Source organism: Streptomyces sp. NPDC052301, from assembly GCF_044593395.1.
Lineage (GTDB): Bacteria > Actinomycetota > Actinomycetes > Streptomycetales > Streptomycetaceae > Streptomyces.
Map to the genome: position 1 here is coordinate 457,405 of NZ_JBIUBE010000001.1, position 17,541 is coordinate 474,945.

Below are 17,541 nucleotides of genomic sequence, written 5' to 3' on the forward strand. Positions count from 1 at the left end.
CGAGCGTCACGGCCGCGGACCAGCAGCGATCAGGGTGGCTCGGTGGCCGTGCCACCCGATGTGGGCGGCACGGCCACCAGGGGAGGCACTACGGTCAGCCGGTGGATCGCACGGAGTGCCGATGGTGGCGGCGTGCTCAGGACAGCGGGACGCCGGCGATCGCGATGCGCTCCATCACCCGACGCTGGGGGTAGTAGTCGTTGATGGCGTAGTGCTGGACGGCGATGTTGTCCCAGATCGCGATCGAGTCCGGCTGCCAGCGGAACCGCACCTGCAGCTCGGGGACGCGCGCCTGCAGGCCGAGCTCGTGGAGCAGTTCCCGGCTCTCGTCCTCGGGAAGTCCGACGATGCGGGTGGTGAACGGCTCGTTGACGTACAGGGTCTTGCGCCCGGTACGCGGGTGCCGCACGACGACCGGGTGCTCCACCGGAGGCAGGAAAACGCGCAGTGCCTCGATCTGCTGCGGCGTCATGAACGAACCCCAGCTGGGCTCCCAGTCGTGTACGGCGGTGAGGCCGTCGATGCGCTCCTTCATCTCGGCCGTGAGGTTGTCGTAGGCGGCACCCATGTCGGCCCACATGGTGTCACCGCCGGCCGACGGGACCTCGACCGAGCGGAGCACCGAACCCAGGGCGGGCGCGGCCATGAACGAGTGGTCGCTGTGCCAGATGTTCTCCTGGCCGATGGCCGTCGCGTCCTTCGCCAGCCGTGAGACGCCGACGGTGTCGCCCTTGGGGAAGAACGGGTTCGGCTCCGGCTCCCCCCACACCGCGGCCAGGGAAAGGTGGGCGTCGACGCCGACGTCGTGCTGGTCACGGAAGAAGATCACCTTCCATTCGAGCAGTGCCTGCCGCAGTTCTTCGGCGAGCTCCTCGTCGATCGGCCGGGACAGGTCCACACCGTCGATCTCCGCCCCGATGTGCGGAGTCATCGGCGCGATCTTCAGCAGCCGGTACTCGGCCGGCGCCGTACCGGGCGCGGTCCGCTCCAGCACGCGCCGGCCGAAGTGGATCAGCGGCTTGTCCAGCAGGGGGTTCTTGTCGGCTCCGGTGGTCTCCATGCGGTCCTCCACGGTCGCATCCCAAAAATCGTTACGGGCAGTATCGATATCGAGAGAGGCGACCGCAAGGGTTTCTCCATGACCATTTCGCAGCCTCGCCCGCGGGGCGCGAGCCCGACGAGCAGCCCTGCGAACAGTGGAGCCGTCGGGCGGACGAATCGCCCTTCCCGTGGACCGCTCACACACCGCGATCCACGGACGGCGATGCCCCGACGTCACCAAAGGACGTGCCTTCACCGTGCCGCGCGGGTCGCGACCGCTCGCCCCGCCGAGCACTCCGCCCCGGCGGGGGTGGTCGCCGCCAGGGACCGTCCGAGGTTCGCCCCCACCCCCGCCGCCCGACGAGCAGGCCTCGACAAGGGCGCCCTGCCGCCCTCCCCGCATTCGCGGCGCACAGGTCTTGCCGTCAGCCCGGGCCGTATCGATACTTCACGTAACGATTTCCTCGCCGCTGCGATCGGCGCCTGTCGGCGCGCCTCGATCTGTCGGCGCTTCTTTCCCGTGCCGCACGCCGACCACGTCTGTCCGAGAGCAGCTACCTTCGCGGAGACCCCGTGCCCCACACCGATCTCGCCCCCGTCACACTCACCGACCCCGTCACGACGAGCCGCAGCCACCGACGGCATGCCTGGACCGTCACCGGGCTACTGGTCGTCTTCATGATGGTCAACTTCGCCGACAAGTCCGTCCTCGGACTGGCGGCCGACCCGATACGCCATGACCTGGGCCTGTCCGCGACCGGATTCGGGCTGGCCAACAGCACGTTCTTCCTGTTCTTCTCGGTCTGTTGCGCCGCGGGCGGGCTGCTGGCGGACCGGGTGAGGCCACGGTGGCTGCTGCTGGGCATGGCGCTGCTGTGGTCGATAGCCCAGATGCCGATGGCTCTCGGCGGGGGGCTGTCCGCGCTGGTCGCCTCGCGGATCGTGCTGGGTGCCGCAGAGGGGCCTGCCTTCCCCGTTGCCCAGCACAGCGCCCTGGCGTGGTTCCCGGACCGGCGACGCAATCTTCCCGGCGCCCTGCTCAACGTGGGCGTCGCCCTTGGTGTGGTGCTTGCCGCACCGGGGCTGACCTGGGTGATCCAGCACCACGGCTGGCGTTCCGCCTTCGCCGCGGTCGCCGTCGCCGGCGTGGTGTGGGCGGCGGCCTGGGCCGTTTTCGGCAGGGACCGGACCACGGAAACCGGCGGTCAGGGCGCCGGTACCGACCCCGACGGCAGCGCCGAAGAGCGCTCTCCCGACCTCTCGTACCGCCGGATCCTGGGCACCAGGACCTGGATCGGCGCCACGATCGGCTACTTCAGCACCTACTGGGTGATCGCCCTCTCACTGGTGTGGGTGCCCTCATACCTGCACGACGGCCTGGGCTACCCCGCCACCACGGCCGCCGGCCTGGTCGCCGGTATCTGGGCGGTCAGCGGCATCGCGATGCTGGGACAGGCCGGAGTGACCGGATGGCTGCTGCGCCGCGGCGTGACAAGCCGGTGGGCCCGTGCCCGCGTCGGAGGCATCACCCTTCTGGTCTCGGCGCTCGGGTGTGCCATCCTTTCGCAGGCCGCTCGCGGGCCGCTCACCGTGCTGCTCCTGCTCGTCGGTTTCGGCCTGTGCGGGACCATGTCGACCGTCGCGGTCACCTCGGTCGCCGAAGTCGTTCCGGCCGGCCGGCGCGGTGGCGCTCTCGGCCTGATGAACGCCGTGGTCACCACAGGCGGCCTGATCGCCCCCGCCCTGACGGGATACCTGGTCGACACCCAGGGCAGATCCGGCTACCAGCACGCCGTACTCCTCACGGCTGTACTGCTCCTGCTGGGTGGCACGGCCGCCGTGACCCTGATCGACCCGGCCCGCGACGCTCGTCGCCTGGCCCCCTGACCCTCGCCGCCGACCCTGCGCTGGACCGTTCCGCCCCGACGACGGGCGGAACGTCACGCATGCGACCCGAGCCCGACGGGCCCACGGTTCTCAGGTTCCCGGGTGACCGACCGCCCGGACGACCAGATCCACCAGGTCCTCCACAAAGCGCGTGCTGGGCAGTTCACGTTCCGCCAGCAGGCGGTACACCAACGGTGCCGCCACCAGCGTGGCGGCCGAGCGGATGTCGATGTCGGGCCGCACCTCGCCGCGGGCGATGCCACGTTGGAGGATGCGGCGCGTCTCGGCCATCAACCGGTCCGTATAGTCCACGTACTCTCCGCGGGGCTCGCCCGCCTCGGTGGCCGACGCCATGAGTTCGGCCAGCAGCCGCGCCGTACCCGGTCGCCGGTACGCCTCCAAGCGCGCCGTCAGCACCTCGCGCAGTTCCGCACGAACGTCTCCCAGGTCCGGCACCGACAGCGGGCCGATGCGCGACTCGGCCGCCGCAATGATCAAAGCCTGCTTGGAAGGCCAGCGCCGATAGATGGCGGGCTTGCTCACGCCGGCACGCGCAGCCACGGCATCCATGGTCACCGCTTTGACGCCCTGCTCGGTCACCAACTCGATCACCGCGTCAAGGGTGTCGCCCGTGACCCGCTCCTGCCGCGGCCGCCCGGGTCCCCGTTCGGCCTTCTGAGTCTCTGCCCCGCCCATGCTTCGAGAATACGGGGCGTCGAAAGCACCCCCGTCGCGTGCCGTCCGACCCGTCGTGCCGAGCACTCGTGAGGTTCTGACCGCCTCGGACGCCGACCGCTCTCCGAACGAGATCCATGGGTGGATGCCCAGGCGACGTCTGTGCGTGTGCGCGAGCGCACGGTCCGGAACAAGGTGTCATGAGCCGAATCGTCCACGAAGCCGCGCGGCGCTGACCAGGTAGAACAGCACTACGCGGCAGCGCCGAGCACCCACGTCAAGGGCTCGACCCCACTGAAACGGCGAGGCTGGTCGTAGTCCTCGTGTCGCCCGGCAGCGCCGCGATGTCGTCCAGGACCTGACCACGACTTGTCGTTGTGATCGGTGCGCAGCAGCGTGACCGGCAGCTGGGATCCGGCCTTGCCAGGTGGGAGAGCATCCCGGCCATGGGGGTGATGCCGGTGCCGGTGCCGGCGAACACCATCGGGCTGCCGGTGCAGTCGTCCAGCGCCAGGGCGCCGAACGGGACGGACGGGGTCAGCACGTCGCCCACCTGGACCGTGTCGTGCAACAACGTTGCTGTACTGGGGCGGCCGGCGGTGCCATGCGGCAGCGACATCGACGACGAAGGTCACCACGTCGTCGGTCTCCCGGATCTTCCGCTCGACCTCCCACTGCCGCCGGCATGTCTGCGTTTGACCCCCTGCGCTGTACAGCCCGCGTTCGATGTGGCCATCCCGCACAGAGCACCATCAGGACGATCAGGCAGGCCCGACAACCGGACCGCGCTCCGCTCAGCCGCGACAACTAGGTGAGGGCGCGTCCGGCCGGTCACTGGATGCGGATCTCGGCCGGCTGCAGGCAGTGCGCGGTGATCTCGCCGGGGGCGGGGCCGCGGGCACCGGGCTCGGTGGCTTGCAGCCGGGTCGGCCTGCCTCGTTCGCCGTGCCGACAGTTGAAAGACCGTCCCGTGGTCGAGTGAAAGACCGTCCCGTGCACAAGATGCAGGCAGGGGGGCTGCTTCACGGTGGAAAGACGCTCGTGGTCCGGCCTCCTATTGGCCAAGCCTCTCCTGTTCCAGGTGCTCACCGCCGGGCTGTGCACCCGCCCTCGGTCCGTGCGGCTGCCCACAGTGCGATCTGCGTGCGAGAGCGCAGGCCCAGCTTGTCGCGGATCTTGTCCAGGTGCGTGGCGACCGTGTGGACCGAAAGGCCGAGCTTGTCCGCGATCTGCCGGTTGGTCAGCCCTTCGGTGACGAGTTCGGCCACCGTGGACTCCCTTGCGGTGAGCCGGAGCCGCTCGTCGGTGGCGCGGACATCGCGCCTCGATCGGTCCTCGCCGCTCCCTGCGCCGAGCGCGTACGCGACCAGCCGCTCTCCGCGCAGCCCACGGGCCCCGGCGACGGCAGCCTCCCGCGCCGCAGCCGACAGCCGTGTCCGGGCACGCGCCGCCGCCTGTTCCATCCTGTGCCGCCAGGGAGCCTCGGGCTCGGTGTCCAGGCGGCGCCGCGCCTGCACGCTCGCCTCGTACAGCCTCAGCGCACGCTGCATGTCGCCGCTCTCCGCAGCCACGAGGGCGAGGCCCTCCACGGGGTACAGGGCATGGAAGCTGGCTCCAGGAGCGATCCGCAGCACCTCGGAGAACAAGGTCTCCGCACTGCGCAGACGCCCCAAGGCCAGCCGTACGGCTCCCGCGGTGTGCAGCGCGGCCGCGATCCGGGGCCACGGCGCTTGTTGCCTCAGCACGGGCAGACACCGTGTCATCAGTTCGTCGGCCTCCACCTCGCCGCCGGACTGAAGCAGCGCCCAGGCCAGGTGATGGGTGCACCAAGCAATGTCCTGCGGGCTGCCGGGGGACGCAACGGCCTCCAGGCACTCCCTCAGATCCGCGACGGCCTCGGCGAACTCACCGCGGCACAGGCGCGCCGCCGCCCGTGCGTCCAGGGCGTTGGCCAGTCCGGCGGCATCGCCGCGCATCCGTTCGCTCTGCACCGCCTGCTCCCCCAGGCACAGCGCCTCGTCCAGATCGGCCTGCTGGCAGGCCACGCGTGCGGCGAGCGCCGGCACCTGCCCACCCAGCGCCCGCCCCCCGGCTCCCCGCAGCAGTCCGCTGAGCAGCGCACGGGCGGCCGACGGCTGCTCCTGCTGGTAGTGCACTCGTGCCAGCTCCAGCGTCAGCCGCGCCAGTACGGCATCGCCGTGGCCGGTGCTGCAGGCCAGTACCGACACGAGATTGTCCCGTTCCGCCGCGAGCGGGCTGCCGGCCTGGTCGGCGAACACCTCCCTGCGGCCTGCGCCGGCCAGCTCGGTCAGCCACGCGAGCGCCCGGCGCAGGGTGGCGTACAGCTCGCCGGATGCACGCAGACGGTCCAGGGCGCAGGCACGGATGGCACTCAACTGCCTGAAACGTGTGGGCGCCGTCTCTCCCGGCAGACGTACGACGAGCGACTTCGCCTCCAGGGCGCACAGGATGCGGAACACCTGCCGCCGGTCAATGCCGTCACCGGCGCAGACTGATTGCGCAGCGGTCGCGTCGAACCCGCCGACCAGGACCGAGAGGCGCCGGAAGACCGCCTGCTCGGCCGGATCCAGCAGCCGATGGCTCCAGTCGACGGCCGCGGCGAACCCGCTGTGGCGTGCGGGTCCGGTTCTGCTACCCCCGGTCAGAAGGTCCAACTGGCAGAACTGGTCGTCCAGCCCTGCCAGGATGTCGCTCAGCGCGAGCGCACCGACGCGGCGGGCCGCGAGTTCGACTGCGAGCGCCAGGCCGTCCAGGCGCCGGCAGATCTCGGCCACCAGATGGCCGTTGCCGCGATGGAGCGCGAAACCTGGGGAGTTGCTCGCGGCCCGGTCGACGAAGAGCCGTACGGCATCGGACTGCATGAGGGCCGTCGCATCGTGTCCGGCGTCGGCCGGCGGCAGGGAGAGCTCGCCGAGCCGGAACACGGTCTCTCCGGGCACCCTCAGGGCCTCCCGGCTGGTGGCCAGGATCCGCAGACGGGGGCAGCGGCCCAGCAGGGTCGCCGCCAGCCGGGCGCACGGCTCGGCCAGATGCTCGCAGTTGTCCAGAATCAGCACCCGGGAGGCGTCGCCGATCGCCCGGACCAGCACGTCGACGCCGGTCCGACCCGCTCGTTCGCCCACCCCCAGCGCGGCGGCCACGGACTGCGTCGCCAGCCCGCCGTCCTGGAGTGAGGCGAGTTCCACGAGGTCGACTCGTGCGAAGCGCCGCGGTAATCCCTTGGCGAACTCCAGCGCCAGCCGGGTCTTGCCCACACCACCCGCACCGGTCAGCGTGAGGAGGCGCGAGCTCCTCAGGAGGGTCCGCAGGGCCGACAGCTCGCTGTGCCGGCCGACGAAGGAGTCGAGCGCCGACGGCAGGACGTTCCCACCGGCCGTCGAGACCGCAGGCGTGACGCCCGAGGCCGCCCGTCGCCGCAGCGCCCGCTGCCGACAGGCGCTGGAGCAGTACCGAGCCGGCCGGCCCCCGTGCGGCCTCACGGTCAACGTCGCACCGCACACTTCACACGTTCGACTCCGGCTCATGCCCGACTCCTGGCCGCACCGCCCCGGAGCGAAACCATCGCCTTCAGCCATGTGTCTCTGCGACGTCTGAGCCGGTCGGCTCCGGCAGGAGCACTGCGGCCGGAGTCGCGCGTGCGATGGCCGACACGGTGGCAGGGCCGGCCACTGCAGGCGTCCGGGTGCGTCAGGGCGTGCCGGCGGGGTCGATGCCGAGCACGACGGTTCCGGTCACTCCCTTTCCGAGGTCGCTGCCAGCCTGGGTGAGGGTCAGCAGGGTCGAGGACCCGCCGTTGCGGTAGATGCCGTCCCGCGCGTTGAGCGTGCGGGTGACCGTGTTGTTCCGGTACGGGGCCAGGGCAGCGATCCTGGTGTTGTACGCCTCCGGGAAGTAGAGCTGGCCCGTATGGGACACGTGGCCACCGTGGTACGTCCCGTGGGACACGGTGCCTCCCGCATGCGTCTTCACGTGGATGTGGAGGGCCCGGCCGGTGTACCAGCCGGGGTAGACGGTGGTGAACTCCGCGACACCGGCGGAGTCGGTCAGCTGCACGCCGCGCAGGAAGGTGGTGTCCGGGGTGGAACCGCCGGCGACATAGCCGGAGTAGACCCCGAGGGCGTCGCAGTGCCAGATGTCGACCGCCGTCTGGGGCAGCGGGGCGCAGGTCGCTGCGTCGACCACCGTCACGCGGAGGGTCAGCGGAACACCCGCCTTGCCCTCCGTGATGTCCTTGCGGACCGTCTCCAGGTCCAGGTAGTACGGCCCCTCGGTCTGCTCGGGCGTGAGGACGCAGGCTGCAGCCGGCCGGGCCGCGGCCTGGTGCTCGGTGTCGGCGGTCGCCTGCGTGGCGGCGAGACCCAGCGCGGCCACGCCGAGGGTGGCACCGCCCAAGGCGGCTATGACGGACCTGCGGGTGGCACCCGCGGGAACGTCCGACGGACGGAGGTCGCGCTGCGGTTCCGCGGTGTTGTGGTGGGGGATGTCAGTCATGGCGTGAGCATGGCGCCTGTGACGGCTCAGGGGATCGTACGGACGACCCACGAGGCAACCGCGTAACGAAACCCTCCATGGGGGCCGCGGGCCGCCGCGCCCGTGACGATCCGGATCAGCAGGACGCGGGCCCTGAGTCGTGTGGGGCCATGTGCGGACGGCGACGCTCCAACAGGCGCGGCGGGTACGGTCGTTCGCTCCTCTCGGCGACGACCGCCTCGTCGTCGAGAACGTGCCGACTCGGATGCGGCGCCATTCGGACAGCGAGGCCGCCTGGTTCAGGTTGTCGGCGTCGGCCTGGTCCGTCCGCGCGGTGAGCAGCGTTCATCGGGGTTGGCATCACGTCATACGTCACGGGCCGAGGCACGTCGCAGATCCCGTGGTGCACCAAGGACTGGGATCAGAATGAGGTGCTCGCCGCTCGGGAATGACGGGATGTCAGTTGGCGTTGTCACCCGCCAGACAGGGGGTGGGTGCGGCCGAGATGCGTGGTGGGAGCAAGCCATGGCTGGTCGAGGACGGTCTGTGGGAGCGGATCGAGCCGCTGCTGCCGGTGGTCGAGCGGCGCTTGCGGTATCCGGGGCGTCGGCGGATCGATGGACGCCGGGTGCTGTGCGGGATCTTGTTTGTGCTGTACACCGGCATCCCGTGGCGGCATCTGCCGCAAGAGCTCGACTTCGTCTCGGGGATGACCTGTTGGCGGCGGCTGCGGGACTGGAACGAGGCCGGGGTCTGGCAGCGTCTGCACGAGCTGCTGCTCGCCGAACTGCGGGCGGCCGGGATGCTGGACTTCTCCCGGGCCGCCGTCGACTCTTCGCATGTGCGTGAGATGAAGGGCGGGCCGGCCACCGGACGCTCCCCGGTGGACCGTGGCAAGATCGGCAGCAAGCACCACGTGATTGTCGAGGCACGCGGCATCCCTCTGGCGGTGACGCCGACCGGGGGAAACCGCAATGACGTCATCGAGCTGATCCCGCTGATCCAGGCCGTTCCGCCGATTCGCGGCAGGAGCGGCCAACCGCTGCGCCGCCCGAAGCGCGTCTACGCTGACCGCGGCTACGACCACGACGTTTACCGTGACCGGGTCCGCAGGTTCGGGATCATGCCGGTCATCGCCTGACGCGGCACCGAACACGGTTCCGGTCTCGGGGTCTACCGCTGGGTCATTCCTGGGGCTGGGCGTCGTTGTCGCCGCCGAAGTCGGGTACGTCTGCGGACAGCAGGTGTTCGGCGCCGTGTTCGAGGGTCTTGGCTGTCTCGGTGGAGCGAGGGAGCATGGTCTTCTCATAGGTGCGGATGGCGTCGTCGACAGTGGCGGCGTTCGCGAGGGCGACGGCGAGTTCGCTGGCGTCGAGCATGGCGAGGTTGACGCCGACGCCGAGCGGGGGCATGAGGTGGGCGGCGTCGCCGAGCAGGGTCACCGTCGCGTTGTGTTCCCAGGTGTGCGGGACCGGAAGGGCGAGGATCGGGCGGTCGATGTAGGGGCCGTCGTTTTCGGTGATCATCCGGCGCATGCGGGGCGACCAGTGGGCGTACTCGTCGCGTAGCACGGCGCGGATGCCGTCGGTGTCCTCGGCGGTCAGCCCGTTGGCGCTGATCCAGTCGACCGGGACGCGTTGGATGATGTAGACGCGGATGTGGTTTCCGCTGTTGCGCTGGGCGAACAGGCCGCGTTCGCCGTCGGCTGCGTGGGCGCTGCCTGAACCGACCAGCTCGGCAATCTCGGGGTGTCGGTTCTCGACCTCGGAGAACCGTGCTTCCAGGAAGCTGACCCCGGTGTACTCGGGGGTGGCGGGGGACACGGCCGGGCGTACCCGGGAGAAGGCGCCGTCGGCACCGATGACCAGATCGGTCTCGATGCTCGTGCCGTCGGCGAAGTGCAATCGCCGCGGCCCATCGGCGGATCCGCTGATCATGTCGAGGGCGCGGCCCCAGCGTACGGTTCCCGGCTGCACGGAGTCGAGCAGCAGGTTGCGCAGTTGACCGCGGTCGATTTCCGGTTTGAAGAGCTCGTCGGGCGCCGGGACTTGATGGGATGTGATCGTGCCGGTCGGGTCCATCTGGCGCATTTCCTGCCCTTCGGGACGGGCGAGGGCGAAGAACTCGTCGAGCAGGCCGGCCTCGCGCAGGGCGACCTGGCCGTTGTCGGCGTGCAGGTCGAGGGTGCCGCCCTGGTTGCGGGCGTCGGGGCCCGGGTCGCGTTCGTAGACGGTGACCGAGAGGCCACGCTGCTGGAGGATGCGAGCGCAGGTCAGTCCGCCGGGTCCGGCACCGATGATGCTGATGCTGGCGTTGGCGGGCTCTGGGGAGTTCATGGTTGTTCCATTCGGTCGGCGAAGAGGAGTCATCGGGCGAACAGAGCGGGGCGGGGCACTCCGGCGTCGGCCTCAGTCATGGACGTGCTTCGAGCGTCCCCTTGAGGGACAGGACGGCGACGGGCGGTGCGGTGCAGACGATGACCATGCCGGCACGGACGTGCCGCTCAGGTGCCCACAACCTCATAAAATCAGAACAAGAAAAAAAGTGCAACGGTTCTACTTAGCGATTGGTTTGACTATCGGATACGCTCTAGTCATGACCGTGCCCCCCGTCAGCCGCCGCGACCGCAAGAAGGCGGCCACCCGGCAGGCAATCGCCGACGCCGCACTGCAGCTCTTTCTGGAGCGTGGCTACGATCAAGTAGGCATCCGTGACATCGCCGACGCCGCCGACGTATCGACCGCTACGGTCTTCAAGCACTTCAGCGGCAAGGAGGCGCTGGTATTCGACCAGGACCAGGACCGGGAGTCAGAACTGATCGCCGCGGTGCGGGAGCGACCCTCCGGTCAGAGCATCCTCGACGCCCTCCGACAGCACGTCCTCGACACCTGGCCCCCGATCGAGGTGCATCCTCAGGCGGCCGAGTTCACCCACCTGGTGGACTCCACGCCGGTGCTGCGCGCGTACGCCGAACGCATGTGGACCCGGTACACCGACAGCCTCAGCGCAGCCATCGCCGACGAGTTCGGCGTGGACCACGACGACCTCGCATGTGTGGCTCTTGCTCGATTCGTACTCGACATCCCGGCCCTCGCTCGCGGTCGGCAGGACCGCCGAGCCGCCGTCGAGGCAATCTTCGACATCCTCACACACGGCTGGGAACCGCCCAGCAAGCCGTCTGCGCCGTAGCCCCCATGGGTTTCCGGCCGCAGCCACCCCTTGGCCCCGGCAATGAGAACTGACACACCCTCATCCCCGGGCAGGGAGCACCTCATTCTGATCCCAGCCCTAAATGGGCTGGGTGCAGTCATCAGCCTCCTGGTCCCACCAGCAGAGGGAGAACCTCCTGGTGTCGTACTCGCCGAAGAAGCCGGGCTCCCTTCGGCGCCGCGGTCCGTGGCCGACTGCACGTGGGCGGCCAGAACGTGGTCGGGCGCGCACTCGGCACGCCCTCACGCCGTCGGTCAGGTGCCCCGGGGAGGCGGCGTGGTCGCGGCCCGTGCCCGCCGTGTTCACTCGCGGCGCAGGACCTTCGACCCGTGCCAGCGGCAGATCGTGAGAGCGAAGTGGAGGTCGAAGGCGTTGGCGTCGAGGTCGAGGTGGTAGTGGTCGACGGCGCGCTGGACGCGGTAGTGGACGGTGTTGCGGTGCACCATCAGCTGGTCCGCTGTGGCGGCGTAGCTGCGATTGGTGGCGAGGAAGACGCGCAGCGTCTCACGGAGGAGCTCGCGGCGGCGGTCGTCCACGGCGAGCTCACCGAGGGTGTCGAAGACGAAGTCGGCCAGTTCGCGGGGCTCCTCGACCAGGAGAGCGACGGGCGCGACGCGGGTGAACGCCACCACTTCGGGGGTCCCGGCCCCCGCGGAGAGGGCGAGGGCCTTGGCGCGGGCAGCGGCTCGGGTGCTGCGGCGGAAGCCGTCGAGGCCGGGGCGGACGATGCCGAGGGCGACCCGCACCGGTAGCGCCGCGTCGGCCAGTTGGGTGGCGACGGTGTCGGGGTCCACCGGGCAGTCGGGCCTGACGGCCAGCCAGATCCGGGCGTCGGCCTCGTCGGTGTGGACCAGCAGGGGACGGCCATGGGCACGCAGGACGGTGGACAGCAGCGACGCCAACCGGTCGAAGACGGCGGTGGGGTCGGCGGTCGCCGTGGCGCCGTGGAGCCAGCCCTCGACTGCCATGTGGTTGCCGGACAACCGGTAGTCGAGGGCGGCCTCGGCCTGCCGCAGATCGACGCGGGGGTTGTCGAGGAGCTGGCCGACCCAGTACTGGCGCAGCATGCCACGGGTGCCCACCCAGCGTTCACGCTCCTCCTCGTAGACACGGCCGATCTGGTCGCAGACCCGGTCCACATAGGCGGAGCTGAGGCTGACCAGGGTGATCACGGTGCCGGCCGGGTCCGGCAGCCCCAGGCGGACGGCTTCGCCGAGGACCAGGTCCAGGCTCTGCGCATGGCCGAGCCGGTAGGCGCGCAGCAGGGCGGAGAGCGGAACGTCGCGCTGGGCGAGCCTGCGGGCGTAGGAGACGGCCGAGGCCGGCGCGTCCACGGTCTGCGGATCGATGCGGTTGATGATGACGTGCAGGGCGGTGACGATGTTCTCGGTGATGCTGGCTTCCAGGAGCCTGTGCAGCGGTTCGTCGTGTTCCAGTCGGGCGATCTCCGCCTCGGTGGTGGCGACCAGCCTGGCGATGACGTCGTCCCGGTTGGCCTGTATCACCTGGGCGACGAGAACGACCGGGTCCGGTGCCCCCTCCGGCCGCTGCGCGGGACCGCTCACCGGTCCAGGTACCGCAGTGCGGAGCGGGCGGCGTTCGCGCCGCACATGCCGTGCACCCCCGCACCGGGTGGGGTGGCCGCCGAGCACAGGTACACGCCGGGGATGCCGGTGCTGTAGGGGTCGAGGGACATCCGGGGGCGCAGCGCGACCTGCCGTGCGGTGTTGGCACCGGCGACGATGTCGCCGCCGACGAAGTTCGCGTTGTACCGGGCCAGTTCGGTGGCCGAGCGCGCCGAGAGTCCCACGATCCGCTCCCGGACCCCGGGCGCGAACCGCTCGATCTGGCGCAGCACCGCCTCGGTGGCGTCACCGGGGTGGCCGTGCGGAACGTGGGCGTACGCCCAGACGGGGTGGATGTCGCCGCGGGAGCGGCCGGGGTCGGCGAGGTACTGCTGGCCGACCAGGACGAACGGGCGCTCGGGCATCCGCCCCGCGGCGGTCTGCGCCTCCGTACGGACGACCTCCTCCAGGGTGCCGCCCAGGTGCACGGTGCCCGCGCGGCGGCATGCGTCATGGGTCCACGGGATGCCGTCCTGGACGGCGAGGTCGACCTTGAACGCCGCCGGTCCGTGCCGCCAGCCGCGGTAGGCCCGGCGGACCCGGCCGGGCAGCCAGTCGCCGCAGATGCGTGCCGCGGCTCCGGGCGTGGTGTCGAGCATGACGATCCGGGCGGGGGCCAGTTCGGCCAGGGAGTCCACCCGCACCCCCGTCTCGACGGTTCCGCCGAGCCGGCCGAGCAGTGCGGCCAGCGCATCGGTGATGGTCCTGGAGCCGCCGCGGGCGACCGGCCAGCCGAAGCGGTGGGCGGCGCCGACGAGCATCAGTCCGACCGCGGAACCGGCCGGCCCGGTCAACGAGTACATCAGATGGGCCGCCGCACCCGCGAAGAGCGCCCTGGCCTCCTCGGTGCGCCAGCGCCGGGCCACCGCTGTGGCGGGCTGGAGTGCCCTGAGCCCGAACCTGGCCAGCGCCACCGGGTGGGCGGGCAGATGAGGCACCGGGCGCAGCACATCCTCGGTGAGCGCGTCGAAGTCGTCGGCCAGGGGGGCGAACAGCCGCTGCCAGGCGGCCCCGTCCACGCCGAGCCCGCGCACGGTCCGTTCCATGGAGCGAAGCAGCACCCCGGCCCGCCCGCCGTCCAGCGGGTGAGCCAGATCGACCTCGGGCCACGCCCAGTCGACGCCGTACCGCTCCAGGCCGAGGGTGCGCAGGAACGGCGAGCCGACGCCCAGCGGGTGGACCGCGGAGCAGTGGTCGTGCAGGAGTCCGGGGAGGGTCAGTTCGCTGCTCCGGGTGCCACCGCCGATCTCGTCGGCGGCCTCCAGGACGGTCACCTTCAGCCCCCGCTGGGCGAGGGCGACGGCGGCGGCCAGCCCGTTCGGGCCGGCCCCCACCACGATCGCGTCACTCATGTGCGGCCGCCACCTCGGTCGCCGGTCGCGGGTGTGCGACGGGCTCGACGGGAATCGCGGGTGTCTCGTCGTCGAGCCAGGGCTGCCGGGTCACCATCTCCCCCACGTTCACATGTCCCTCCTCGATCAGGCCGCTCGCCGCGTCCACGATGCGGTAGTGCTGGCGCTGCCGGTGGGTCGGCTGGGACTCCAGCACGACGACGCGCAGGTCGCCCGGCGCGAAACCGCACCGCTGCTGTACGGCGGCCACCAGCTGCTCGTTGTGCAGATGGCCGTCGCCGAAGTTCCAGCCGAGGACAGCCCCCGCCACGGTCTCGCCGTCCCGCACATCGTAGGACTCCACGTCGTCCACGGCCCGCGGCAGCAGCCCGGCCAGCGCGCGGCCGTGGCTGTGCATCGCCCGCCAGGCCAGCCCCTGGTGCAGTACCAGCTCGGCGGCCTCGGCTCCGTACAGGCGGGTGAGCTGCTCCACGGGCAGACCGGAGGCCTTCACGACGTGCTCGCCCAGCCGGTGCTCGGTGCCCTTGCGGAAGCACCACAGGCTGGTGGCCCAGTTGCCGGCGTAGTAGCGCATCGAGGGCAGGAACGACACCAGGTCGGGACGGACGTGCCCGAGCAGAGGGACCACGGCCAGGCTCAGCACCAGCACCGCGGCCAGCGGCGGCGAGTGCAGCGTGAAGGCGCCGACCGTCGCGTCGTGGCCGAAGAGGACGAGCGCCGAGTAGATGAAGAAGACGTTCCACTCCAGCGGTACGCCCATCGGGAAGGTGGACATGATGTGCAGATGGAAGACGACCATCACGGCCAGAGCGACCGTGGTGACGGGCCCGCCGTGCGAGAGCGCCAGGACCAGCGGCACCACGTACTCGATGACCGTGCCGCCGTGCGCGGCCGCGGCGGCGAGAGCGGACGGCCTGAGATCGTCGGGGAAGTGCCGGTACAGCCGGCGTTTGAACCAGGCCGGCCGCAGCGGGCTGTTGCTGATCATCACCGCGACCACGAACGGGAAGTGGCGGTTGAGCTTGGAGGAGGCGGCGCCCCACCACAGGGCGAGCATGACCAGTTTCAGCGCGGCGGTCATGTCGCTCACCGGGAAGAGGAAGACCACGAGCGTCAGACCGTAGTGCTCCGCGCGGGCGGCCAGGAAGACGGTCTTGTCGCGCAGCCCGAGCAGCGCGAGCAGCGCGGCGAGGACGGCGACGCGCCACGGAGCCGGCACGCCGGACGCGCCCGGGCCGCCTGACTCGCCCGGTGAGCACAGCAGCCACACCGCCGCCCCGAGCAGCGCCGTGTACAGGGCCACATCGGCCACCGTGCGCCGGGTTCCCGCGGTGAACGGGATCCGGCCGGGCCAGGGGGGCAGCCGTACCGTGCCGGGGCGCAGCCAGTGCAGAAACGCGCCCACCGGCGGCAGGAAGTGTGAGCTGAGCGGGCCGGAGCCGCAGCCGAGGCCCAGCACCTCCCACAGCAGTGTCCAGACGACGAGTTTCTGGTAGACGAGCGGCTCCGCCCACCAGGTACCGAAGTCCGCGATGCCTCCCACGCCGGGGGTCGCGGAGACGACCGCGATGCCGCCGAGCGCGTACGCGGTGATCTTGAGCAGGTACAGCAGGTGCACGATGCCGGGGGTGCCGAAGCCGTGCATGGTCCAGTGCTCGGCCAGCGGCCTGATGCGTTGCTGGTAGGGCCGGCTGCGCCACTGCTGCAGGTCGACGTCCGCCGTGTTCGGTGCGAGGAATCCCATGACTGTTCTCCCGCCCCTTCTCAGCCGGTCACGGTGACGGCGGTGGTCCTGGCCCGCAGCGCGGGTTTGTCCGTCTTGCCGACGGGATTCCTGGGCAGCCGGTCGACGAAGACGATGTCGGTGGGCACCTTGAACCCGGCCAGCCGGGCCCGGCAGTGGTCGAGCAGGCCGCCCGCGTCGGTCGCCGCGCCCGGACGCAGCGCCACGAACGCCACCGGTACTTCGCCGAGCCGCGGGTCGGCGGCGCCCACCACGGCGGCTTCGAGGACATCGGGGTGGTCGCCGAGGACGGTCTCGACCTCCTTGGGGTAGATGTTCTCGCCACCTCGGATGATCATGTCCTTGATGCGGTCGACCAGCACCAGGTAGCCGTCCTCGTCGAAGCGGCCGACATCGCCGGTGTGCAGCCAGCCGTCGACCACCGCGCGGGCGGTCTCCTCCGGGCGGCCCAGGTAGCCGCGCATCACGTTGGGTCCGCGGACGACGACTTCACCGGTCTCCCCCGCCGGGACGATCCGGCCCCGCGGGTCCATCACGGCGACCTGCTGGCCGGGCATCGGCCGTCCGACCGTGCCGGGCCTGCGCGGGCCGTCCAGTGGGTTGGTGGTGGAGGCGCAGGTGCCCTCGGAGAGGCCGTAGCCCTCCAGGACCGGGATGCCGTAGCGGCGCTCGAACCGCTCGATGAGTGCGGGCGGCATCGGGGCCGCCCCGCAGGCGGCGAACCGCACCGACGAGGTGTCCGGCGTTACGTGGTCCGGCAGTTCGGCGAGCATCGAGTAGATCGCCGGGACCGCGGAGAAGCAGGTCGGGCGCGCGGTTTCGACGAGGTCGAAGAAGGTCTCGGCCCGGAACCGTCCGGCCACCGTGACCCGTCCGCCGGCCAGCAGCGGGGACAGCACGCCGACCACGATCCCGTTGACGTGGAAGAGCGGCAGGATCAGCAGGCTGTGGTCGGCCGCGGAGAGCCGGGCGGACTCGATCATCATGCCCGCCATGGCGGCGAGGTTGGCGTGGTCGAGCATGACGCCCTTGGGGCGCCCGGTGCTGCCGCTGGTGTAGATCAGCAGGGCGAGCGCGTCCGCATCCGTCTGCGGTGCGGCCGTGTCCTCGGCCGCGGCGCCCAGTTCGGCCACCGTGAGCGTCCCGGCGAGTGTCGACGGCTCCGCGGTGACGACCACCGCGGCACCCGCGTCGCCGAGCTGGTACCGCACCTCGTCGTCGGTGAGTGCCGGGTTGACCGGGGTCACCGCCGCGCCGAGTCGCCAGGCGGCGAAGAGCGCGACGACGAAGTCCACCGTGTTGGGCAGCAGCAGTGCCACCACGTCCCCGCGCCCGATCCCCCGCGCCCGCAGGGCCGCCGCGGCTCGGCGGACCCGGCGGGCGAACGCCGCGTTGTCCAGGACCGACGTCTCGTCGGCTGTGCAGGGGCCGTCGGCGTCCCGTCGGGCCCGCAGGTCTGGCAGTTCCGCGATGTGCATGTCGGCTCCTCGTGGTACGTCGACGGACGTCGGGCGGA

The 17,541-nt window shown here is 71.1% G+C and carries 12 protein-coding genes and 1 pseudogene; 3 read left to right on the top strand and 10 right to left on the bottom strand.

Annotated features, from left to right (window positions below; translation table 11 throughout):
• Positions 1-136 precede the first annotated feature (136 nt).
• The gene (locus ACIHEJ_RS01820) at positions 137-1,060 is read right to left on the bottom strand and encodes a TauD/TfdA dioxygenase family protein (protein ID WP_400131275.1); all 924 of its coding nucleotides are present in this window, start codon (positions 1,058-1,060) and stop codon (positions 137-139) included.
• A 554-nt stretch (positions 1,061-1,614) separates the two neighbouring features.
• Between ACIHEJ_RS01820 and ACIHEJ_RS01825 the strand changes: the two genes are divergently transcribed.
• Positions 1,615-2,928: an MFS transporter gene (locus ACIHEJ_RS01825; protein ID WP_400131276.1), complete on the top strand. Its 1,314-nt coding sequence runs from the start codon at positions 1,615-1,617 to the stop codon at positions 2,926-2,928.
• A 90-nt stretch (positions 2,929-3,018) separates the two neighbouring features.
• Here the strand turns inward: ACIHEJ_RS01825 and ACIHEJ_RS01830 are convergent, their stop codons facing one another.
• From ACIHEJ_RS01830 to ACIHEJ_RS01845, 4 genes are all read right to left on the bottom strand, one after another.
• Positions 3,019-3,624 (bottom strand): TetR/AcrR family transcriptional regulator, encoded by a 606-nt coding sequence (locus ACIHEJ_RS01830; protein ID WP_400131277.1) that lies wholly within the window; start codon positions 3,622-3,624, stop codon positions 3,019-3,021.
• A gap of 256 nt (positions 3,625-3,880) precedes the next feature.
• A complete protein-coding gene (locus tag ACIHEJ_RS01835; protein WP_400131278.1) occupies positions 3,881-4,174 on the bottom strand; it encodes a hypothetical protein in 294 nt (97 codons plus the stop codon).
• Between the two features lie 514 nt (positions 4,175-4,688).
• Complete coding sequence (locus ACIHEJ_RS01840) at positions 4,689-7,103, bottom strand: ATP-binding protein (RefSeq protein ID WP_400131779.1); 2,415 nt, start codon at positions 7,101-7,103, stop codon at positions 4,689-4,691.
• Positions 7,104-7,311: 208 nt separating this feature from the next.
• Positions 7,312-8,115, bottom strand: a complete 804-nt coding sequence (locus ACIHEJ_RS01845) for an intradiol ring-cleavage dioxygenase (protein ID WP_400131279.1) — start codon at positions 8,113-8,115, stop codon at positions 7,312-7,314.
• 484 nt (positions 8,116-8,599) lie between these two features.
• Between ACIHEJ_RS01845 and ACIHEJ_RS01850 the strand changes: the two are divergent.
• Positions 8,600-9,331, top strand: a pseudogene (locus tag ACIHEJ_RS01850) (IS5 family transposase); the annotation flags it as partial.
• On the opposite strand, the gene ACIHEJ_RS01855 reads toward ACIHEJ_RS01850, so the two are convergent.
• Positions 9,279-10,430: an FAD-dependent oxidoreductase gene (locus ACIHEJ_RS01855; protein ID WP_400131280.1), complete on the bottom strand. Its 1,152-nt coding sequence runs from the start codon at positions 10,428-10,430 to the stop codon at positions 9,279-9,281. The pseudogene ACIHEJ_RS01850 and the gene ACIHEJ_RS01855 overlap by 53 nt on opposite strands.
• A 259-nt stretch (positions 10,431-10,689) precedes the next feature.
• Here ACIHEJ_RS01855 and ACIHEJ_RS01860 point away from each other — a divergent pair, with 259 nt between their 5' ends.
• A complete protein-coding gene (locus ACIHEJ_RS01860) occupies positions 10,690-11,283 on the top strand; it encodes a TetR/AcrR family transcriptional regulator (protein WP_400131281.1) in 594 nt (197 codons plus the stop codon).
• A 323-nt stretch (positions 11,284-11,606) separates the two neighbouring features.
• Here the strand turns inward: ACIHEJ_RS01860 and ACIHEJ_RS01865 are convergent, their stop codons facing one another.
• From ACIHEJ_RS01865 to ACIHEJ_RS01880, 4 genes are read right to left on the bottom strand one after another with little or no spacing between them, the layout of a single operon-like run.
• On the bottom strand, positions 11,607-12,869 hold the full coding sequence (locus tag ACIHEJ_RS01865) for a PucR family transcriptional regulator (protein ID WP_400131282.1): 1,263 nt from the start codon (positions 12,867-12,869) through the stop codon (positions 11,607-11,609).
• On the bottom strand, positions 12,866-14,281 hold the full coding sequence (locus tag ACIHEJ_RS01870; RefSeq protein WP_400131283.1) for a phytoene desaturase family protein: 1,416 nt from the start codon (positions 14,279-14,281) through the stop codon (positions 12,866-12,868). Before ACIHEJ_RS01870 ends, ACIHEJ_RS01865 begins: the two co-directional genes overlap by 4 nt.
• Positions 14,274-16,025: a DUF3556 domain-containing protein gene (locus ACIHEJ_RS01875; protein ID WP_400131284.1), complete on the bottom strand. Its 1,752-nt coding sequence runs from the start codon at positions 16,023-16,025 to the stop codon at positions 14,274-14,276. The genes ACIHEJ_RS01870 and ACIHEJ_RS01875 overlap by 8 nt, the downstream gene beginning before the upstream one ends.
• 20 nt (positions 16,026-16,045) lie before the next feature.
• Complete coding sequence (locus ACIHEJ_RS01880; protein ID WP_400131285.1) at positions 16,046-17,503, bottom strand: class I adenylate-forming enzyme family protein; 1,458 nt, start codon at positions 17,501-17,503, stop codon at positions 16,046-16,048.
• Positions 17,504-17,541: the final 38 nt, after the last annotated feature.